Source organism: Arthrobacter sp. 05N33_2 (assembly GCF_056397425.1).
Genome location: NZ_JBFTNJ010000041.1, coordinates 1 through 20,330, shown reverse-complemented (window position 1 = coordinate 20,330; position 20,330 = coordinate 1). Strand labels below are relative to the sequence as shown.

At 68.1% G+C, this 20,330-nt stretch carries 20 protein-coding genes and 1 pseudogene; 13 read left to right on the top strand and 8 right to left on the bottom strand.

Going from position 1 to position 20,330, the window contains the following annotated elements; genetic code table 11:
• Positions 1 to 154 precede the first annotated feature (154 nt).
• Positions 155 to 1,753, top strand: coding sequence for an ABC-F family ATP-binding cassette domain-containing protein (locus tag AC1DHX_RS14795; protein ID WP_476900172.1), 1,599 nt, complete (start codon positions 155 to 157; stop codon positions 1,751 to 1,753).
• A 70-nt stretch (positions 1,754 to 1,823) separates the two neighbouring features.
• Here the strand turns inward: AC1DHX_RS14795 and AC1DHX_RS14790 are convergent, their stop codons facing one another.
• The 4 genes from AC1DHX_RS14790 to AC1DHX_RS14775 are packed head-to-tail and all read right to left on the bottom strand — an operon-like array spanning position 1,824 to position 3,940.
• Positions 1,824 to 2,303, bottom strand: a complete 480-nt coding sequence (locus tag AC1DHX_RS14790) for a YbaK/EbsC family protein (RefSeq protein WP_476858592.1) — start codon at positions 2,301 to 2,303, stop codon at positions 1,824 to 1,826.
• Positions 2,304 to 2,306: 3 nt separating this feature from the next.
• Complete coding sequence (locus AC1DHX_RS14785; protein WP_476849637.1) at positions 2,307 to 3,185, bottom strand: SURF1 family cytochrome oxidase biogenesis protein; 879 nt, start codon at positions 3,183 to 3,185, stop codon at positions 2,307 to 2,309.
• Complete coding sequence (locus AC1DHX_RS14780; RefSeq protein ID WP_476849638.1) at positions 3,186 to 3,479, bottom strand: hypothetical protein; 294 nt, start codon at positions 3,477 to 3,479, stop codon at positions 3,186 to 3,188.
• Positions 3,476 to 3,940 carry a DUF3099 domain-containing protein gene (locus AC1DHX_RS14775; protein ID WP_476858591.1) on the bottom strand — a complete coding sequence of 155 codons (465 nt, stop codon included), beginning with the start codon at positions 3,938 to 3,940 and terminating at the stop codon, positions 3,476 to 3,478. The genes AC1DHX_RS14780 and AC1DHX_RS14775 overlap by 4 nt, the downstream gene beginning before the upstream one ends.
• 150 nt (positions 3,941 to 4,090) lie before the next feature.
• Here AC1DHX_RS14775 and fabG point away from each other — a divergent pair, with 150 nt between their 5' ends.
• From fabG to AC1DHX_RS14760, 3 genes are all read left to right on the top strand, one after another.
• On the top strand, positions 4,091 to 4,816 hold the full coding sequence (gene fabG, locus AC1DHX_RS14770) for a 3-oxoacyl-ACP reductase FabG (RefSeq protein WP_476858590.1): 726 nt from the start codon (positions 4,091 to 4,093) through the stop codon (positions 4,814 to 4,816).
• A gap of 301 nt (positions 4,817 to 5,117) precedes the next feature.
• Complete coding sequence (locus tag AC1DHX_RS14765) at positions 5,118 to 5,537, top strand: Hsp20/alpha crystallin family protein (RefSeq protein ID WP_028275538.1); 420 nt, start codon at positions 5,118 to 5,120, stop codon at positions 5,535 to 5,537.
• 148 nt (positions 5,538 to 5,685) lie between these two features.
• Complete coding sequence (locus AC1DHX_RS14760) at positions 5,686 to 6,462, top strand: SDR family oxidoreductase (protein WP_476849639.1); 777 nt, start codon at positions 5,686 to 5,688, stop codon at positions 6,460 to 6,462.
• Between the two features lie 98 nt (positions 6,463 to 6,560).
• On the opposite strand, the gene serB is transcribed toward AC1DHX_RS14760, so the two are convergent.
• Positions 6,561 to 7,568, bottom strand: a complete 1,008-nt coding sequence (gene serB, locus AC1DHX_RS14755) for a phosphoserine phosphatase SerB (protein ID WP_476849640.1) — start codon at positions 7,566 to 7,568, stop codon at positions 6,561 to 6,563.
• Between the two features lie 132 nt (positions 7,569 to 7,700).
• Between serB and AC1DHX_RS14750 the strand changes: the two genes are divergently transcribed.
• From AC1DHX_RS14750 to AC1DHX_RS14730, 5 genes are all read left to right on the top strand, one after another.
• Positions 7,701 to 8,486 (top strand): ABC transporter ATP-binding protein, encoded by a 786-nt coding sequence (locus AC1DHX_RS14750; RefSeq protein ID WP_476900171.1) that lies wholly within the window; start codon positions 7,701 to 7,703, stop codon positions 8,484 to 8,486.
• 18 nt (positions 8,487 to 8,504) lie between these two features.
• Positions 8,505 to 9,290, top strand: coding sequence for a sulfite exporter TauE/SafE family protein (locus tag AC1DHX_RS14745; RefSeq protein WP_476849642.1), 786 nt, complete (start codon positions 8,505 to 8,507; stop codon positions 9,288 to 9,290).
• A 33-nt stretch (positions 9,291 to 9,323) separates the two neighbouring features.
• A complete protein-coding gene (locus tag AC1DHX_RS14740) occupies positions 9,324 to 10,133 on the top strand; it encodes a TrmH family RNA methyltransferase (RefSeq protein WP_476900170.1) in 810 nt (269 codons plus the stop codon).
• Positions 10,134 to 10,302: 169 nt separating this feature from the next.
• Positions 10,303 to 10,560: a type B 50S ribosomal protein L31 gene (locus tag AC1DHX_RS14735; RefSeq protein WP_018772953.1), complete on the top strand. Its 258-nt coding sequence runs from the start codon at positions 10,303 to 10,305 to the stop codon at positions 10,558 to 10,560.
• A 132-nt stretch (positions 10,561 to 10,692) separates the two neighbouring features.
• The gene (locus AC1DHX_RS14730) at positions 10,693 to 11,799 is read left to right on the top strand and encodes a lipoate--protein ligase family protein (protein WP_476900169.1); all 1,107 of its coding nucleotides are present in this window, start codon (positions 10,693 to 10,695) and stop codon (positions 11,797 to 11,799) included.
• Positions 11,800 to 11,941: 142 nt separating this feature from the next.
• On the opposite strand, the gene pepN is transcribed toward AC1DHX_RS14730, so the two are convergent.
• Together pepN and AC1DHX_RS14720 are read right to left on the bottom strand one after the other, a co-directional pair.
• Positions 11,942 to 14,593, bottom strand: a complete 2,652-nt coding sequence (gene pepN, locus AC1DHX_RS14725) for an aminopeptidase N (protein WP_476858588.1) — start codon at positions 14,591 to 14,593, stop codon at positions 11,942 to 11,944.
• A gap of 34 nt (positions 14,594 to 14,627) precedes the next feature.
• The gene (locus tag AC1DHX_RS14720) at positions 14,628 to 15,653 is read right to left on the bottom strand and encodes a YeiH family protein (protein WP_476858587.1); all 1,026 of its coding nucleotides are present in this window, start codon (positions 15,651 to 15,653) and stop codon (positions 14,628 to 14,630) included.
• Between the two features lie 142 nt (positions 15,654 to 15,795).
• Here AC1DHX_RS14720 and AC1DHX_RS14715 point away from each other — a divergent pair, with 142 nt between their 5' ends.
• Genes AC1DHX_RS14715 through AC1DHX_RS14705 form a run of 3 tightly spaced genes read left to right on the top strand, consistent with a single transcriptional unit; the run spans position 15,796 to position 19,161 of the window.
• Complete coding sequence (locus AC1DHX_RS14715) at positions 15,796 to 17,394, top strand: circularly permuted type 2 ATP-grasp protein (RefSeq protein WP_476900168.1); 1,599 nt, start codon at positions 15,796 to 15,798, stop codon at positions 17,392 to 17,394.
• Positions 17,387 to 18,313: an alpha-E domain-containing protein gene (locus AC1DHX_RS14710; protein WP_026266338.1), complete on the top strand. Its 927-nt coding sequence runs from the start codon at positions 17,387 to 17,389 to the stop codon at positions 18,311 to 18,313. The genes AC1DHX_RS14715 and AC1DHX_RS14710 overlap by 8 nt, the downstream gene beginning before the upstream one ends.
• Positions 18,310 to 19,161 (top strand): transglutaminase family protein, encoded by an 852-nt coding sequence (locus tag AC1DHX_RS14705; protein ID WP_476858585.1) that lies wholly within the window; start codon positions 18,310 to 18,312, stop codon positions 19,159 to 19,161. The genes AC1DHX_RS14710 and AC1DHX_RS14705 overlap by 4 nt, the downstream gene beginning before the upstream one ends.
• A 103-nt stretch (positions 19,162 to 19,264) precedes the next feature.
• Here AC1DHX_RS14705 and AC1DHX_RS14700 read toward each other — a convergent pair whose 3' ends face one another.
• Positions 19,265 to 19,762 (bottom strand): pyridoxamine 5'-phosphate oxidase family protein, encoded by a 498-nt coding sequence (locus AC1DHX_RS14700; protein WP_476850950.1) that lies wholly within the window; start codon positions 19,760 to 19,762, stop codon positions 19,265 to 19,267.
• A 226-nt stretch (positions 19,763 to 19,988) separates the two neighbouring features.
• Between AC1DHX_RS14700 and AC1DHX_RS14695 the strand changes: the two are divergent.
• A pseudogene (locus AC1DHX_RS14695) lies at positions 19,989 to 20,330 on the top strand (histidine kinase); the annotation flags it as partial.

The window sequence follows — 20,330 nt, the reverse complement described above, 5'->3', positions numbered from 1 at the left end:
GCGGCTGCCTGCTGCCATACGTGCCAATGTCAGGGAGCCGGGGTGGTGCCGGTAGACTTGCAGAGGCCGTGCTCTCGCATCGCCCTGCCCCGGCCCCGCCCAGACTCCACCCGTCGTGCCGCGGCATTCCCTGTTGTGAAAGGCCTTAGCTGCATTGATTACCGTCCAGGATCTYGAACTGCGCGCCGGCGCCCGCCTCCTCATGGACCRGGTGAGCTTCCGGATCGACAAGGGAGACAAGATCGGTCTGGTCGGCCGTAACGGTGCAGGCAAGACAACGCTGACCCGGGTGCTTGCGGGCGAGGGCCTGCCCGCCGCCGGTAAGGTAACCCGCACCGGCGAAATCGGCTACCTGCCGCAGGATCCGCGCACCCCGGACATGGAGCAGCTCGCGCGGGACCGGATCCTGTCCGTCCGCGGCCTGGACATTGCCGTGGGCAAGCTCCGCCTGGCGCACGAAGAGATGGCCAGCGAGGACGCTACGGTCCAGCGCAAGGCGATGAACCGCTATGACCGGCTTGAATCCGAATTCCTGGCCGCCGGCGGCTATGCCGCCGAAGCCGAGGCGGCAGCGATCTGCTCGAACCTCGCCCTGCCGGACCGGCTGCTGAACCAGCCGCTCAAGACCCTGTCCGGTGGACAGCGGCGCCGCGTCGAGCTTGCGCGCATCCTGTACTCGGACGCCGAAACCATGCTCCTCGATGAGCCCACCAACCACCTCGACGCCGATTCCATCTCCTGGCTCCGTGAGTTCCTCAAGAACCACCAGGGCGGGCTGATCGTCATCAGCCACGACACCGAACTGCTCGAAGCGACGGTCAACAAGGTCTTCCTCCTCGACCCCAACCGCGCGCAGATCGACTTCTACAACATGGACTGGAAGCGCTACCTCAACCAGCGCGAAACGGACGAGCGCGCCCGCAAGCGTGAGCGGGCCAATGCGGAAAAGAAGGCCCAGGTCCTCATCGACCAGGCCAACAAAATGCGCGCCAAGGCCACCAAGGCCGTCGCCGCCCAGAACATGGCCAAGCGTGCCGAGCGCCTGCTCGGCGGCCTCGAAGCCGTCCGCGCGACCGACCGCGTGGCAGCACTGCGCTTCCCGGATCCGTCACCCTGCGGCAAGACCCCGCTCACCGCGGACGGCCTCAGCAAGTCCTACGGCTCGCTGGAGATCTTCACCGACGTCGACCTTGCCATTGACCGCGGGTCCAAGGTGGTCATCCTGGGCCTCAACGGCGCCGGCAAGACCACGCTGCTGCGGATGCTGGCCGGCGTCGACAAGCCGGACACCGGCGAAGTCGTTGCGGGCCACGGCCTGAAGGTGGGCTACTACGCGCAGGAGCACGAGACGCTCGACGTGGACCGCACTGTCCTGCAGAACATGCGCTCCTCCGCCCCGGACATGAACGACGCGGAAGTCCGCAACATCCTGGGCTCATTCCTGTTCTCCGGCGACGACGTCGACAAGCCCGCCGGTGTGCTCTCCGGCGGCGAGAAGACCCGGCTGGCGCTGGCCACCATCGTGGCCTCGAGCGCGAACGTGCTGCTCCTCGACGAACCCACCAACAACCTGGACCCCGCCAGCCGCGCCGAAATCCTCGGGGCCCTGAGCAACTACACCGGCGCCGTCGTCCTGGTCAGCCACGATGAGGGCGCCGTCGAGGCGCTCARCCCGGAGCGTGTCGTCCTGYTTCCCGACGGCATCGAGGACCACTGGAACGAAGACTACCTGGACCTCATCACGCTGGCGTAAGTCACCCAACCGACCCGCAGCCGGGGCCGTGCCCGGCACTGAAAACGGCCCCAGCAGCGAGGCAGCCGGGTCAGCGGACCGGCATCTCTTCCGCGCCCGTGATCCGGTGCAGGTCCGCGTAGCTGATCGAGAACATCGAGTTGTGGTCCCCTGCCCCCGCCCAGAGCACGCGGTGGGCCGACAACGACTCATCCAGCAGGGTCCGGATCTTCTCCGAGTGGCCTACCGGGGCGACGCCGCCGACCTCCTGGCCGGTGTGGGCCAGGACGAACTCGGGGGAGGCACGACGGATCTTGCCCGTGCCCAGCCGGTCCGCGACCTTGCGGACGTCCACCTTGGCCGCGCCGCTGGCCAGGATGAGCAGCGGGGTGCCTTCGAGCTCGAACACCAGGCTGTTGGTGATCGCCGCGACATTGCAGCCCAGCGCGGCGGCGGCCGCTGCCGCCGTCGGCACCTTCGCGTCGAACACCGTCACGGTGTCCTGGGCGCCCAGGGCGGTGAGGGCACGCTTGACGTTGGCCACCGGGCCGGGAAAGGCGTCAGGGCTCATCGCTCAGAACCCCTGGGCGTCGAGGATGGCGTCTTCCTCTTCTTCCGCCGTCGCGTTCTTGCGCTTCCGCGGAGCAGGACGACGGCGGGCCACCGGGCCGCTGGAGTGCAGGAACACGCCCTCGGCGGCCTCGGCTTCGGCGTCCTCCGCGTCGATCGCGGCGTTGCGGGCCTGCTGCCTGGCCGCGTAGCCGAACCCGACGAACATCAGCACGCCGAACGCGAACCACTGCAGGGAGTAGGACAGGTGGGTGCCCTCATCAGTGGTCGGTTTAGGGAACGGGAACGGCATGTCCTGCACCGACGGCGACTCGGAGGCCAGCTGTCCGTAGGCGCCCGTCAGCAGCGGATAGCCCAGCTGCCCGGAATAGGCGGAAAGGTCGATCGAGGCCAGCTGTCCGTCAGGGGCGCCGCGCTGCAGCTCGGGCTCGGCCGGCTTGAGGCGGGCAACCACCGTCACCGGCCCCTGCGGCGGGGCAGGCACTGAGTCGGGCCGTCCCGGGGTGTTGTTGCCGATGGGCAGCCAGCCACGGTCGATCACCACGGTTTCGCCGGACTGGAGCTTGAAGGGGACCACCACCTCGTAGCCGGGCTGGCCGTTGAGCGGGCGGTTGCGGACAATGCGCTGGCCGGCGGCGTCGTAGCTGCCCTTCAGTTCCACCTGGGTCCACTCCCGCTCCGGATTCAGCCGGCTGAACTGGTCGCGGACATCGGCGAACGGCACGGGGGTGGCCGAGTAGTTGGAGACCACCCGGTTGATTTCGGCCAGGGTCTCGGCGCGGCGGTCCATCTGCCACCGGCCCAGCCCAACGCAGCCGGCAGCGAAAATCGCGGCCAGCAACAAGTACCCCAGCCATTTACTGGAGAAGAGAAAGCGGTACATTCAGCCGATCCTGCCTGACGGGTCGAGAGGGGCGGTCACTGGCGGGAGGGGGACGTTCTCTGCGCCGAGGACCACAGTCTCTTTCCACAGTCCGCGCGTCTGGAGGTAGTCCTCAAGCCACGCGCGGTGCTCCCCGCACGCCAGCCAGATCTTGCGCCGCTCCGGGGTGTGGATCTTGGGATTGTTCCACAGCAGCTGCCATTCCGCCGCCGCGCGGCAGGCTTTCCGCGAGCAGACGGTGCCCGGGGCCGCGGCCTTGTCCCCCCCGGTCCCGGCCAGGTCAAAGAGATTCATGAAGCTGCCCGTCCGTGGTCGTCGTCGTTCTCATCTTCGATCAGCTCACCCTGCAGCAGCGTCCCTGCACCGTCTGCGCCGTCGTTCAAATCCTGCCCGTTTGGATCCTGCCCGGCGGGGCCCGCGGTTTCCGGTGCGTCCAGCTCTGCGAGCGGAGCATAGTCCAGGAGCGAGTCACTGTGGATTTCCGCCTTGTCGCTGCCATTGGCGATCACCACCGCCACCCAGGGCAGGAAGACGGCGCCGGCAATCGGCAGGAGCTTGAACCAGCCATCCACGACAAAAATCAGGATCAGGCAGACCATGCGGATGCCCATGGCGATGGCATACTTCACCATCCGCTGGTGCATCTCGTCCGAGTGCGCAGCAGCGGCGTCGGTGATGCTGTGCACCTCGGTACCGCCGGACTCGGAGTCCGGCCTCCCGGGCACATGCGCACCGGGTCGGTTTTTGAGTGTCACGGCTGTCAGATCACGCTCCCAAGGCTTACTTCGATTCTCTCACCATCGGCGGAGCCGCCCAAACGGGAGCGAACCGGGCGCTAAGATCGGAGGCAGGAAAATTCCAGCCCCCAGCGCGGCCCTCCCTGCCGCAGAATCCCGGAGCCCCATATGACTGACACAACCACCACTGGCCGCAGCGTTCTGATCACCGGCGGAAACCGCGGGATCGGCCTGGCCATCGCCGAGTCCTTCCTGGCCAACGGCGACAAGGTGGCCGTGACCTTCCGCAGCGAATCGTCGCTGCCCGAGGGCATCCTCGGCGTCAAAGCGGACGTCACGGACGAAGCGTCGGTGGACGCCGCGTTCGCGGAAGTCGAAGCCGCCCACGGCCCGGTGGAAGTCCTTGTGGCCAATGCCGGCATCACCAAGGACACGCTCCTGATGCGGATGAGCGAAGACGACTTCACCTCGGTGATCGACACGAACCTCACGGGCGCCTTCCGGGTGATCAAGCGCGCATCCAAGGGCATGATCCGGGCGCGCAAGGGCCGCGTGGTGCTGATTTCCTCCGTCTCCGGCCTCTACGGCGCGCCGGGCCAGATCAACTACTCYGCSTCCAAGGCMGGCCTGGTSGGMATCGCCCGSTCSCTSACCCGCGAGCTSGGCGCSCGCGGSATCACCGCGAATGTGGTSGCGCCCGGCTTCATCAACACCGACATGACGGCCGAGCTGCCCGAGGCCACGCAGAAGGACTACCTGACCAAGGTTCCCGCCGGCCGCTTCGCCGAGGCCTCCGAGGTCGCCAACGTCGTGCGCTGGATCGCCAGCGACGAAGCGTCCTACATTTCCGGTGCGGTCATTCCGGTCGACGGCGGCCTCGGAATGGGCCACTAGCCCCTGACGCAGCAGGACGACGCAGGACTCCTGCGGAGCACAGCGGACGACGGCGGATTCCGCCGTCGTCCGCTGTGCTGTGTCCGCTTGTTCTGTGTCCGCTTGTTCTGAGTCCGCTGTCTATTGCAACCCGGACCGGGCCACTGGAGACGCACAGTTTTCCGGGCCGGGTTCCGGGCCGGGTTCCGGGCCGGGTTCCGCGCCGGGCCTTTTTGCCCTTGGCTCCGGGGCTCCTGGAGCGTGTAATGGGCTCACAGCCCCTGACCATGCCGCGGCAGGGGCGTGGACGCAGGAGGAAATCATGAGTGATCTCAGCAAATGGACGCCCTCGGACATGCTGGAACCGGTCCGCCGCTTCCTTGACGGTGATCTGTCCATAGCGCCAGGGATCAAGATCGAACAGTTCCAGGAGGGCACCACCCTGGTGGTGCGGGCGGAAGCGCCGGGGATCGACCCGGACCGGGACGTCGACGTCTCGGTCGGCGAGGGCGTGCTAAATATTGCGGTCGAGCGGCGGGAGTCGTCCGAGCACAAGAGCAAGGACGGTTACCGCTCGGAGTTCCGCTACGGCCGGGCCGCCCGGAGCATCGCGCTGCCCGCGGGGGTGAGGGAAGAAGACATCACCGCCACGTACAAGGACGGCGTCCTGGAAGTCCGCGCACCGGCGCCCAAGGTTGTGACCGGTGAAGCGACGACGAAGATCCGGATCGACCGCGGCTGACCCACCCCCGGCATGTTCAAGCCACGTGACGACGGAACTACGCCGCCGGGGCTTCTTTGTGGATGCTGAACAACTGTAATGGTGCGGTCCGCTGGCATGATGGATTGCAGACCCACAGTATTTGGACGTTTGGAACAAAGGAGCTCGTATGGGACTGCTGGAGAACAAGACTGCGATCGTGACCGGTTCGTCGCGCGGAATCGGCGCCGAAGTGGCCAAAATCCTCGCCGCCGAGGGTGCGGCCGTCGTCGTCAACTACCGCCAGAAGGCGCCGCGCGCCAACAAGGTCGTCGCCGAGATCGAAGCCGACGGCGGCCGTGCCGCGGCCGTCGGGGCGGACCTCACCACCCAGGAAGGCGTCCAGGCCCTCGCCAGCGCCGCGATGGAGAACTTCGGCTCGCTCGACCTCCTGGTCCTCAACGCCTCCGGCGGCATGGAGACCGGCATGGAAGAGGGCTACGCGCTGAAGCTGAACCGCGACGCCCAGGTGAACATGCTCAACGCCGCCGTCGCGCTCATGCCCCACGGCTCGCGCGTGGTCTTCGTGACCAGCCACCAGGCCCACTTCATCGACACGGTGCCCACCATGCCCGAGTACGAGCCCGTGGCCCGCAGCAAGCGCGCCGGCGAGGATGCACTCCGGGCACTCGTCCCGAACCTGGCCGAGAAGGGGATCACGCTCGTGGTCGTCTCCGGCGACATGATCGAGGGCACCGTCACGGCCACCCTGCTTGACCGGTCCAACCCCGGCGCCATCGAGGCCCGCCGCGCAGAAGCCGGCAAGCTGTACTCRGTCAAGGAGTTTGCCGCCGAGGTCGCCAAGATGGCCTCGGCCGATGTCGAAACCGGCCACACGGAATACGTTGGCGGTGCGGATTATTTCGGTAAGACCGCGGACCAGGCAGCGGATAAGAGCTCCAGCTAGGCGCAGGCCGCCACGCGCGCCGGGATGTCGCGTAGAGAAGGCACGTCCCGGCAATGCTTGACTAAACATTGCCGGAACGTGCCTTCCCGGTTAATGCATCAGACTCCGGCGATATACCGGACGGCGTCAAGATAGGGAAGGTTGACGGCGGCGTCCGCGGCAGCGCGGACGGCCGGCTTCGCGTTGAAGGCGATGCCGATCCCGGCGGCGCCCAGCATGTCGAGGTCGTTCGCGCCGTCGCCCACGGCGATCGTGTGTTCCATCGGGATGCCCTCGGCCGCAGCCCATTCGCGCAGGTACTTCTCCTTGGCCGCCCGGTCGATCACGTCGCCGAGCACCTTGCCGGTCAAGGCGCCGTCGACGATTTCGAGTTCGTTCGCGATCCAGTAGTGCAGCCCCAGGTCTTCGGCGATCGGCCGGAGGATCTGGTTGAAGCCGCCGGACACGACGGCCACGGCATGGCCGGCAGCCTGGAACGCCGCCACCAGCTCGGCGGCGCCCTCGGTCAGCCTGACCTCGGCGCGGACCGACTCGACGACGTCCGCGGGCAGCCCCGCGAGGACCGCCACCCGGGCGTGCAGGCTCTGGGCGAAGTCCAGCTCGCCGCGCATGGCCGCCTCGGTCACCGCCGTCACTTCCTCGCGCTTGCCGGCGTAGGCGGCCAGCAGCTCGATCACTTCCTGCTGGATGAGGGTGGAGTCCACGTCCATGATGAGGAACTTCCGGGGCGCGCTGCGCAGTGCTGCCGGAACCAGGGCCGTGTCGACGCCCTCGATGCCGGCGGCCGCCAGCGCACGGCGCGCACCGTCCAGGCGGGCTTCCGCAACCGCGGCGGCTGTGGCGGCGTCTGCAGTCCGTCCGTCCCGTCCGGTGTCCGGGCGGCTGTCCGCTCCGCCGGCCTGGGAGTCGCCCCGGGAGGAGTCCAGTGAGTCGTCCTGCACACTGTCCAGGGCGCAGTCGACGGCGTATACCTCGAAGCGGGCGTCGCCGGTCCGGGTTTCCGCCCCGACGCCCAGCCCGGCGGCCGTCAGGAGCGAACGCAGCCGCTGGATGTCGGGAAGGGACAGTTTCAGGCCGTAGCTCACTGCGGTCACGTTCGAACTCATGGCCTCAATCCTAGCGAGCGGGCGGCGGGCGGCCCGAATTCGTTGCGCCCGGGCGGGCGCCGCGTGACGCTCCACGGCAGGGCGCGGCGCCGGTTATCAGTCGCCCGCTTTTTTGTCCTAGTGTCTACTCCTATGAGTGATGTTCTTGAAATGGCCGGGGTCAGTGTTGTACGTGGGGCGAAGACGCTCCTGGACAAGGTCGACTGGCAGGTCAAAGAGGGCGAACGCTGGGTGATCCTGGGCCCCAACGGCGCCGGCAAGACCACGCTCCTCCAGCTGGCCGCGGCCCGCATCCACCCGACCTCCGGAATGGCGGGCATCCTCGAGGAAGTCCTCGGCGCCGTCGACGTCTTCGAGCTCCGCCCCCGGATCGGGCTGTCCTCCGCTGCGCTGGCCAGCCAGATCCCCGAGCACGAGAAGGTCCTCAACGTGGTGGTCACCGCCGCGTACGGCGTGACCGGCCGCTGGCGCGAGGGCTACGAGAAGGACGACGAGCGGCGCGCCTTCGGGCTGCTGAACGAGTGGGGGATGGGCCCGCTGCTCAACCGCCCCTTCGCCTCGCTTTCCGAGGGGGAGCGCAAGCGCGTCCAGATTGCCCGCGCCCTCATGACCGATCCCGAGCTCCTGCTCCTGGACGAGCCGGCCGCGGGGCTCGACCTCGGCGGCCRCGAGGACCTGGTCCAGCGCCTGAGCGAACTCGCCCGCGACGACGCCGCCCCGGCGATCGTCCTGGTCACCCACCACCTCGAAGAAGTGCCGCCAGGCTTCACGCACGCGATGCTCATGCGCGACGGCGGCGTCGTGGCTTCCGGCCCGCTGCAGGAGGTCCTCACGGCGGAAAACCTGAGCGAAACGTTCGGCCTGCCGCTGGACGTCAGCGTCAACGCGGGCCGGTACACCGCGACCGCCAGCCGCTGACGGGGCCGCTGACCGCGCGTGGAGCTCCTCAATAGCGCCCTCATATTCTTCGCCGGGCTGTGGGCGGGCACCATCAACAGCGTCGTCGGATCCGGCACCCTGGTCACGTTCCCGGTGCTGATCGCCCTGGGCTACGCCCCCGTCACGGCCTCCATCAGCAACGCCATGGGGCTCGTGGCCGGCAACGCCACCGGCGCCTGGGGCTACCGGAAAGAACTCGAGGGCCGCGGCAAGCAGCTGCTCCGGCTCCTGCCGGCCTCCCTGCTGGGTGCCGTCACCGGCGCTTATCTGCTGTTGCACCTGCCCGAGAAAGTCTTCTACTACGCCGCCCCCGTCCTGATCGTGCTGGCCCTGCTGATGGTGGTCTTCCAGCCGCGGCTGCAGCGGTGGGTGAGGAACCGCGAGGAGAACCCCGAGCACGCGATCCGGGACCGCCGCCACGGTGTCCTGCTCGTGGTGCTGGTGTACCTCGCCGGCGTCTACGGCGGCTACTTCGTCGCGGCCCAGGGCATCCTGCTAGTCGGCATCCTGGGCGTGTTCATGACCGGGACCATCCAGAACGCCAACGCGATGAAGAACTTCCTGGTCCTGGGCGTGAACGTGGTGGCCGCAGCCTCCTACCTCCTGTTCGCCTTCGACCGGATCGACTGGGGTGTGGTCGGGCTGATCGCCGTGAGCTCCCTGATCGGCGGCGTGATTGGCTCCAGGGTGGGGCGCCGGCTCTCTCCGGCGGTCCTGCGCGGGGTCATCTTCACCCTGGGCCTGGTGGCGCTGGGGTTCATGACCGCCAACCTGTTCAAATAGCCCTTCCAACAGCCTCCCAGGAATGACCTGCCCGTGACCTTTCACTTTCTTGAATCCGCCGACGACCCGCGGGTTGCGGACTACACGCAGCTCACGGACGTGCACCTGCGCAAAATCCGGGAACCCGCCGAGGGCCTGTACATCGCCGAGTCCTCCCGCGTCCTGCGCCGGGCCCTGGCCGCAGGGCACCGGCCGCGGTCCTTCTTCCTGGCCGAGAAGTGGGCCRGGGACCTCTCCGACGTCTTTGAGCAGTACCCGGACGTCCCGGCCTACATCGGCCCCGCGGCGCTGCTGGAGCAAATCACCGGTTTCCACCTGCACCGCGGCGCCATGGCCGCCATGCACCGGCCCGCCCCGGTGCCGCTGGCGGACCTGCTCGCCGGAGCCCGCCGGGTTGCGGTGCTGGAGGACATCGTGGACCACACGAACGTCGGGGCCATTTTCCGCTCGGCCGCGGCCTTGGGCGTGGATGCCGTCCTGGTCTCGCCGCGCTGCGGGGATCCGCTCTACCGCCGCAGCGTGCGGGTCAGCATGGGCACCGTGTTCCAGGTTCCGTGGGCCCGGCTGGAGGACTGGGCGGAAGGCCTGGCCGCGCTGCAGGAGCAAGGCTTCACCGTGGCGGCCATGGAACTCACGGATGACGCGGTGGACCTCGACGTGCTCGCGGCGCGCCGCCCGGAGCGGCTGGCCCTGGTGCTGGGCACGGAAGGCGCGGGCATGAGCGAAGGAACCCTGGCCGCCGTCGACCTCGCAGTGAAAATCCCGATGCGCCCGGGCGTCGATTCGCTCAACGTCGCCGCGGCGTCGGCGGTGGCGTTCTGGGAGCTCCGCCCGAAGGACTGAGGCCCCTGCATCGTGCGGCGGCCGCGCCGCGCTGACGTGCGCCAATGGTGTTCGTCAGCGGTCCGGGGATCGGCTATCATTGATAGCTGGCCGTCCGGTGCTTTCCGCCGGCCATCCCATTCATACCTGGCARCTGGCAAAATCCAGTTGYGYGAACAAAGGTCCMATTATGAAGTCTAATACTCACCCGAAGTACGAAGCTGTTGTTTTCAACGACCTGGCTTCCGGCGTCAAGTTCCTGACCAAGTCCACCGTGTCTTCTTCGAAGACCATCGAGTGGGAAGACGGCAACACCTACCCGGTCATCGACGTCGAAATCTCCTCCGAGTCCCACCCGTTCTACACGGGCAAGCAGCGCATCATGGACTCCGCAGGCCGCGTCGAGCGCTTCAACGCTCGCTTCAAGGGCTTCGGCGGCAAGAAGTAACTTTCTTCCCCAAGGTCTTATGGAAAGCCCGCACCGGCAACGGTGCGGGCTTTCTGCGTCTCTGCTGCTGTTCCGGCTAAACGGGTGACCCGGGTTCCCGGGTTCCCGGACGCATGCGGCAGGATGGAGGTCATGACATCCCATCCCGCGGCCACCGCCCCCAGCCCCGACGACGACGGCGGCGGCCGTCACCACGGCGAATACAAGGTCCCGGGCGGCAAGCTCGTGGTCGCCGACTTCGACGTCGTCGACGGCGTCCTGGCCCACGTCTCGCTGAGCGGGGACTTCTTCCTCGAACCCGACGAGGCGCTGCCGGAGATTAAYCGGGCGCTCACCGGGCTGCCCGTCGAGACCAGTGCCTCGGACATCGCGGACGCCGTGACGGCGGCGCTGCCCGAAGGCACCGTGCTGTTCGGTTTTTCCGCCGACGCCGTCGCCGTCACCGTCCGCCGCGCCCTGGCGAAGGCCACCGGCTGGGCGGACCACCACTGGAACATCATCGCCCCGTCAGTCCTCCCCACCCACGTCAACGTCGCCCTGGATGAGGTCCTCACCGAGGAAGTCGGCGCCGGGCGGCGCAATCCCACCCTGCGGTTCTGGGACTGGGAGGAGYCCTCCGTGGTGATCGGTAGCTTCCAGTCCGTCCGCAACGAACTCCATCCCGAGGGCGTGGCCCGGCACGGCATCAGCGTGGTCCGGCGGATCAGCGGCGGGGGAGCRATGTTCATGGAGGCCGGGAACTGCATCACCTACTCGCTGTACCTGCCGCAGACCCTCGTGGACGGCATCAGCTTCGCGGACTCGTACCGTTTCCTCGACGCCTGGGTGATGGCGGCCCTGGAAAAGGTCGGCATCAGCGCCTTCTACGTGCCGCTCAACGACATCGCTACGGAGCACGGCAAGATCGGCGGGGCGGCGCAGAAGCGGCTCGCCAACGGAGGGATGCTGCACCACGTCACCATGAGCTACGACATCGACGCCGGGAAGATGGTGGAGGTCCTGCGGATCGGCAAGGAGAAACTGTCCGACAAGGGCACCAGGAGCGCCAAGAAGCGCGTGGATCCGCTCCGCCGCCAGACCGGCCTGGCCCGCGCCGAAATCGTTGCAGCGATGATGGACGTCTTCGCCGAACGCTACGGCGCGACACCGTCCGTCCTCACCGACGCCGAGCTGGAGGCCGCCCGCCGCCGCGTGGAGACCAAGTTCGGCACCACGGAGTGGCTGCACCGGGTCCCGTAGGAGCCTGTTCTTTAAGAAGCCCGCTCCCTAACAGCCTTCATCCCCATCGGCTGCTCCCCACCGGCACCCTCGCCTCGCAAGCTCGGCCAGGGAACCCTGCCGGCGTGGGCCCAGCCGCCGATTTCAGCCGTCAAAAGGGCCGTTACGGAGCAGTCGATGGTGCCTGGGCCGGTGCTGTCAGTGCCTGCGCCCTGAGGGAACGGTGCAGCTGGCTGCGCTGTTCGATGATGATCCGGCGCAGGGCACGCGGCGCATCAGGGTGGGCGGCCAGCCACTGGTCGGTGCGGACAATCACGGCGTGGGTTTCGGGCGTTCCGCCGTCCAGGTCCTGTGCCGCGGGGTAGAAGCCGCGGATAATCCGGCTGGCGATCTCGATGCTCCGGTCCGCCCAGACGTCCTCGAGGGATTCGAAGTACGGGTCGATGAACCCGGCCAGCAGGGAGGCCGCGCCGGTGTTGAACCCGGCAATCGTGGCGCCKAGGAGCTGGTTGGACAGGCCGGTGCCGTGGACGGCGGCCTCCCAGGCGGCCGCCTTGACGGATGCCTCGGGGCGCGCGGCGAGGGCCGTGGCGTGCCCGGACTTGCCTGCCGCCGTGTTGTCCCGGGCGAGCTCCTGGTCGAGCTGCTCCTGCGGGGCCTGGCCGTTGGCCGCCAGGGCATGCCAGAGATTCCAGCGCAGTTCGGCGTCCACGGCGAGGCCATCGATCACCGTGCTGCCGTCCAGGATGCCCCTGAGCAGGTCCAGCCGGCCGGCGTCGTAGCGGCTGGTTGCGGCAAGGGTCCGGGCCCAGGCCAATTGCTGGTCGGAACCCGGCGCTGCCGCGTGCAGCTGTTCGGCGGCCGTGGTGAGGAAGCCGTGGCGCACGGCATCGCGCTGGCCCCGGGGCACGTAGCGTTCCACTGCCGTCGAGGCATTGCCCAGGACATTGAGGAGGACGCCGATGCCCGGCTCGGCGGGCCCGAAGCGCTCGACGGCGTCGACGTAGAGTGCGGCCGGTGTGACGGCATCCCGGGCCGAGTCCCACAGCGCCGTCCAGCACAGCGCCCGCGCCATGGGGTCGTCCAGCTTGTCCAGGGAGCCGCGGACAGTCGCCTCGGAATGCGGGTCCAGCCGGACCTTGGCGTAGCTGAGGTCCTCGTCATTGACCAGCAGCAGCGCAGGGCGCGGTTTGCCGGCCAGCGCGGTCACATCGGTCCGGGCGCCGCGGACATCGGTCTCGACGCTGTCAGTGCGGACCAAGGCGCCGGCGTCGTCGAAATCGTAGAGGCCGATCCGCAGCCGGTGCGGGCGGGGCTCCTGCCGGCCGGTGGTGGGATCCACGGCGTCCTGCAGGACGGCGACGGAGCTGAGCGCGCTGCTGTCTTCGGTGGATTCGGTGGATTCGGTGATCTCGCTGGACAGGGTGGAGATGCCGGAGGTCTGGAGCCATTGGCGGGCCCATTCGCTGAGGTCGCGGCCGGACGCGGCGCTGAGGGCGGCCAACAGTTCGGCGAGGGTGGTGTTGCCGTAGGCGTGGTCCCGGAAGTACTGGCGGGACCCGGCGATGAAGGCCTCGAACCCGACGTAGGCCACCAGCTGCTTGAGCACCGATGCGCCCTTGGCGTAGGTGATGCCGTCGAAGTTCTGCTTCGCGGCTTCCAGGTCCGGGATGTCGGCGACGATCGGGTGGGTGGTGGGCAGCTGGTCCTGGACGTAGGCCCACGCCTTGCGGTTGTTGGCGAAGTTCACCCAGGCCGTGTCCCAGTCCGTGGTCCGGTCCACACCGAGGGTGCCCATGTAATCAGCGAAGGATTCCTTGAGCCACAAATCATCCCACCACTTCATGGTGACGAGGTCCCCGAACCACATGTGCGCCATCTCGTGGAGGAGCGTGTTGGCGCGGGCCTGGTACTGCGAATCGGCGGCCCGGGAGGTGAAGACGTAGCTTTCGGTGAAGGTCACCAGGCCCGGGTTTTCCATGGCGCCGAGGTTGTACTCGGGGACGAACGCCTGCTCGTATTTGCCCCACGGGTAAGGGAAATCAAAGAGTTCGTTGAAGAAGGACAGCCCGTTCCTGGTGAGGCGGAACAGGGCGTCGGTGTCGAAGGACGCGGCCATGGAGGCTCGGCAGTAGAGCGCCAGCGGTACGTCCAGAACGGTGCCGTCGGCGAGCGTGCCGCGCCAGGCGTCCTCGGCCTTGAAGTACGGTCCGGCGAGGACGGTGGTGATGTAGGTGGACATCGCCTTGGTGGGCGCGAAGTCCCAGCGGCTCGTGGCGGGATCACTCGTCAGTTGGGTGCGCAGCACCTCGGCGCCGTTGGAGGACACCTGCCAGTCGGAGGGGGCCATGACGTGGAAGGTGAACTCGGCCTTCAGGTCGGGCTGTTCGAAGTTCGCGAACACCCGGCGGGCGTCGGCGGGTTCATACTGCGTGTAGAGGTAGCACTGGCCGTCGGCGGGATCGACGAAGCGGTGCATGCCTTCACCGGAGGTGCTGTACAGGGCGGTTCCCGTGATGGTGACCTGGTTCTCCGGCTGCAGGTTTTCGAGCCGGATCCGGGAACCGTCCACGACGTCGGCGACGGCGAGTCCCTTGCCGTTGAGGAAGACGCTGTGCACGCTGCCGGCGATGAAATCCACGAAGGTCGTCGCGCCGGGTTCGCTGGCCGAGAAGGAGATGATGCTGCGGCTCGTGTAGCCGGCGACGTTCGGGTCGGCCGCCTGCCGGACGTCGAGGGAGACATCGTAGCTGTGAGTGGTGATGAGGGCGGCGCGGTCCGCGGCCTCGTCGCGGCTCAGATTCTGGTTTGACACCCCGCTATCTAATCACGGGAGCGTGTGTGCCCGGTCACGCCGGCGGGAACATCAGGAAGGCGGCCGCCAGGCCCAGCAGGGCGATCAGCAGCCAGGACGCCAGCGCGGCCAGCAGCGCGCGTGCGCCGGTGTGCAGCAGCTGGCCCACCCGGACGGCGGAGCCCAGCCCGAACAGCGCCATGCCGAGCAGCACGTCCTGGACGGCGGCGGCCGCGTCCAGGGCCGCGGGGGAGAGCCATCCGGTGGTGCGCAGGCCCGCCAGGGCCACGAATCCGATGACGAACAGCGGGACCACCGGGGGGCGCTTGGCGCCGTCGGCTGCGGTGCCCAGCCGGTGATGGAAGCCCGCGGCGGCGACCATCGGTGCCAGCAGGATCACCCGGGTGAGTTTAACGACGACGGCGACGGCCAGCGCCGCGGTGCCGGCGGTCTGGGCGGTGGCGACCACCTGCCCGACGTCGTGGACGGAGGCGCCGGTCCACGCCCCGAAGATCTCCGGACCCAGGCCCAGCAGCCGCGCGAGCAGCGGCAGCACACCGATCGCCAGCGTGCCGCACAGGGTCACGAGCGCCACCGGCAGCACGGTTTCCTCCTGCCGGATTCGGCGCACGGCGGCCATCGCCCCGATCGCGGACGCCCCGCAGATGGCGAATCCCGTGGCCACCAGCAGCGCCACGCGGGGCGGCAGCCGGAAGAGTCTGCTGATTCCGTACGTCCCGGCGAAAGCGGCCAGCACGACGGCGGTCACGAGCAGGAGCGCAGCCCAGCCCAGGCCCAGCACGTCGCCGAGGCTGACTTTCAGCCCCAGCAGCACGATCCCGGCCCGCATGAGGTGCTTGCCGGCGAAGTCCAGCCCGGGCCGCGCCGGCCCGGCGGTCCAGCCAGACACGCCCGGCAGGTTGGCCGCCAGCAGCCCGAGGAGCACGGCCATTGTCATCGCCGGCAGCGCGGGAAGAAGCAGGTGGGCGGCGACGGCGACGGCGACGGCCGCCGCGGCGCCGGCCAGGCCTGGCGCGGCCTCTCTCAGGCCTGAGGCGGTGGCGGATCTCTTGGGGGGCACGCCCCTACATTGCCGTACCCGGCCGGAAAAGCCGTAACCGCGGCCGTCCCGGCAGGCGGCCCGGACTGCGCGGCCAGCACTGAGCGCCGCGCCGCGGGCCGCCGAAATGATTTCGCAACAAAAAAGTGGTTGGCTAGTGACCATGTCTGACCTATTCCAGGAATACTCCGAGGCCGCCGGCCGCACCGGCGCCTACGACGAGATGTTTGCCCCCGGCCAGCAGGCCCGGAGATCTTACGGGCAGGTGGCCCTGGCCCTGCGCGAACTCTCGTTGGCTGACGTCAGCGCCCGCGCCGATTCCATGGCCCGGACCTTCCTGGACCGCGGCGTGACCTTCGACTTCGCGGGTGAGGAACGGCCCTTCCCCCTGGACATCGTCCCCCGCGTGATCCCCGCCGATGAGTGGAGCGTCCTGGAACGCGGTGTGGCCCAGCGCGTCCGCGCCCTTGAAGCCTTCCTMAATGACGTCTACGACAAGATGACCGTGGTGTCCGACGGCGTCATCCCGCGCCAGCTCGTCACGACGAGCGCGCACTTCCACCGCCAGGTGCACGGCTTTGAGCCGGCCGGMGGCGTCCGSGTCCAYATYTCCGGMATCGACGTCGTCCGCGACGCCGMSGGCACSTTCCGKGTSCTSGAGGACAAYGTSCGCGTMCCCTCGGGCGTCAGCTACGTCCTCGAGAACCGCCGGGCCATGGCCAAGGGCCTGCCCGAGGCTTTCGGTCAGCAGCTCATCCGCCCGGTCGAGGAGTACCCCCGCCGGCTCCTGTCCGCCCTGCGGAAGACGGCGCYCTCCGGCGTCGACGATCCCACCGTGGTGGTCCTGACCCCCGGCGTGTTCAACAGCGCCTACTTCGAGCACACCCTGCTCGCCGGACTCATGGGTGTCGAACTCGTCGAGGGCCGCGACCTCATCTGCCGCGGCAACCGGGTCTACATGCGCACCACCGCGGGCGAGCAGCGCGTGGACGTCATCTACAAACGCATCGACGACGAATTCCTGGACCCGCTGCAGTTCCGYGCCGACTCCATGCTCGGCTGCCCSGGCCTGGTCAACGCCGCMCGCGCCGGMGGCGTCACGATCGCCAAYGCMGTGGGCAACGGCGTCGCCGATGACAAGCTGGTCTACAGCTACGTGCCCGACCTCATCCGGTACTACCTCAACGAGGAGCCCGTGATCGCCAACGTGGACACGTTCCGGCTCGAAGAGAAGGAAGCCCGGGAACACGTCCTGGACCGCCTGGACGAGCTCGTGGTCAAACCGGTGGACGGCTCGGGCGGCAAGGGCCTCGTGATCGGCCCGGACGCGTCCAGGGAGGAACTCGACGCCCTGCGCAAGCGGATCATCGCCGACCCCCGCGGATGGATCGCCCAGCCGGTGCTGCAGCTGTCCACGGTGCCGACGCTCAGCGGCGACAAGTTCGGCCCCCGCCACGTGGACCTCCGCCCCTTCGCCGTCAACGACGGCGAGGACGTCTGGGTTCTCCCCGGCGGACTGACCCGCGTGGCGCTCAAGGAGGGCTCGCTGATCGTCAATTCCAGCCAGGGCGGCGGTTCCAAGGACACCTGGGTCCTGGCCGATTCCCCGCAGGTCCCCGTCGAAGTGATCCCGCGACCCACCATCGCAGTCCGCGAGCGGGTTTCGGTCWGGCCGGTGGAGAGCAACTGGCGCGACAGCCAGAAAGAGCAGCAACAGCAGCAGCAGATTTCTGACGCGCAGGAGGTAACCGCGAATGCTTAGCCGTATTGCCGAGTCACTGTTTTGGATCGGCCGCTACGTGGAACGGGCCGACGGCACCGCCCGGATCCTCGACGTCCACCTCGAACGGCTCAACCATCTGCCCATGGAGGAACAGCGCAGCGTGGCGCAGGAACTCCTCGCCGTCATGGGTGCCCGCGCACAAAGCGACGATTTCGGCCTGCCCGAACTGCTCAACGCCCTCGCCTACGACAAGCAGAGTGCCACCTCCATTGCCGGTTCCCTCGGTGCCGCACGGGAAAACGCCCGCCGAGCCCGCGAGACCGTCTCCTCCGGGCTCTGGGAAAGCCTCAACACGACCTACTACGGGCTCAACCAGCACCGCAAGGACGTGGTGGGCACCTACCGGTTCTGCAACTGGGTCCTGGAGCGCACCGCCATGGTCAGCGGCCTCGCCGACACCACCGTCAGCCACGACGAGAGCTGGCAGTTCCTGGTCCTGGGCCGGTCGCTGGAGCGTGCGGACATGACCGCGCGCATGCTCTCCACCCGCGATGTCCTCTCGGCCGGCATGTCCTGGGTGAACATGCTCCGCTGCGCCGGGGCCTACGAATCCTTCCTGCGGACCCGCCGGGCTGCGTTCGGGGACCAGCACGCGGCCGAATTCCTGCTGCTGGACCGGCTGTTCCCGCGGTCCATCGTCTACGCGCTGCGCGACGCCGACGAGTGCCTGGCGAAGCTCGACCCCTCGGCCCAGCGCGTCGGCTTCATCAACGACGCCCGCCGGATCGTCGGGCAGGCCCGCACCTTCCTGGAGTTCCACCGCACCGATGACCTCATGTCGGAGCTGCCGGAGCACATGGAGCGTGTGCAAAAGGCCGTGTCGCAGGCCTCGGACGCCATTTCCCGTAAGTACTTCAATCAGGCAGACGAACTGGCCTGGGTGGGGGAAGTTTCATGACCCGGCTGAACATCGTCCACAAGACGGCCTACAAGTACAACAAACGCGTGACCCTGTCCTACAACGAGGCCCGGATGACCCCGCTGACGGACCCGCAGCAGGTGGTACTGGAGTCCTCCATGAAGGTTTCGCCCTCACAGGCGGCCCTGAGCAGCTACCGCGACTACTGGGGCACCCGGGTGACCGCCTTCGACATGCAGATGCCGCACGAGCACCTCGAGGTGCTGTCCACCACCACCGTCGAGGTGCACCGGGTCGAGAAGATCGCAACCGAGGCCGACATCGTCGGGTGGGACGTCCTGGCCGCAGCGGAAACCCTGAACCAGTTCAGCGACTGGATTCCACAGTCCCAGCTGACAGGTCCCGGCTCCGAGGTGCTCGCCATCATTCCCGGCGTCGTCGACGGGAAATCGCCGCACGAGGCCGCCATGGCGGTCTTTGCCTGGATGCGCGGTGAAATGACCTACATGAAGGGCTCCACCGGCGTCACCACCAACGCCGAACAGGCGTGGAACCAGCGGCAGGGCGTCTGCCAGGACCTGGCGCACCTCGCCATCGGGTCACTGCGCAGCTGCGGTATCCCGGCCCGCTACGTGTCCGGTTACCTTCACCCGCGTTCGACGGCGGAGCTCGGCGAGACAGTTGCCGGCCAGTCGCATGCGTGGCTCGAGTGGTGGGACGGCGAATGGCGCAGCTGGGACCCGACCAACCACAAACCCGCGGGGGACTTCCACGTCACCGTGGCCCGGGGCCGCGACTACCGCGACGTGCCGCCGCTCAAGGGCATCCTGTCCGGCGGCGGGGGATCGGCCCTCAGCGTCAGCGTGGAGATCACCCGCGTCGCCTGACCGCACGCCGCGCCCCACGTTGCGCTATCAGATCGGGTTGCCCTGAAGCCCTCAGGGCAACCCGATCTGAAAGCGCAAGATGTGTTTTTAGGGGGGTGGGGGGTTATTCGAGGCCGGAGCGCGTGGCGTCGTCCAACGGCGTCCACCACGTCTGGGGCGGCACCACCTTGAACCGCCGGCCCGTGACGGTGTCCGGCGCAATCCGGACGAAATGTTCCTTCTTTCCGGCCTGCCACGGGAACAGCAACAGGCCCACCGTGTCCATGACTTCCTGGGGGTTCTGCACCGGCGCGGCCTGGCCCTTGATGACGACGCTCCAGGCGACTCCGGTGTCAGCATTGATGCCGTCGGCCTCCAGCGCCACCGGCGTGCCGCCTGTGGCCGCCTGCAGCTTGGTGCCCTCCGCGGTGCGGAACACCAGCGTGCCGTGGTCCACTTTGTAGTTAATGGGGAAAATGTCGGGATGGTCGTCCACCCAGACCGCCAGCCTGCCGACGGAGACGCTGCGCAACAGCCGCCAGCATTCGTGGTGGTCGAGGTCTTCGACGGCGTGGGTCTGGTCCTTTGGCTCGTGACGGCCCGGGCTCGATTCAGTGCTCATGCCGGCGAGCGTACGCGGCCGGGCTGACGGCGGCTAGGGCAAATGGACCCAGCCGCCGGGTTAATCTGCGAATTCTGAGGCTTTCCTGAGTGGTTCGCGGTATTCTGGCAAAAGGCCGTCAGCGTCTACATTGGCCGGAGCGAATGGGGGCAATGACATGCATTCAGCGGGTGAGGGCTCAGGCCATACCGTGTCCGAACCAAATCCCGTCGTTGAGGAACTGCTGATGGGGTTCGGCGCCCGGACGGAAGAGCTGCTCCAATCCAAGGAACGCATCACCGGCCTGCTGGAAGCCGTCGTCGCCCTGGCCGAGGACCTGAGCCTGGATGCCGTCCTGGAACGCGTCGTCGAATCGGCCTGCCGGTTGTTGCACGCCAGGTTCGGCGCCCTTGGCGTCATCGGTGATGACCACGCGCTCAGCCACTTCATCACTGTCGGCATCGATGGCCAACTGGCGCGTCAGATCGGTCCGCTGCCGACCGGCCACGGCGTCCTCGGCCTCCTGATCACAGACCCGCGGCCGCTCCGGCTGCATGAATTGAATAAGCACCCCGAGGCCTACGGGTTC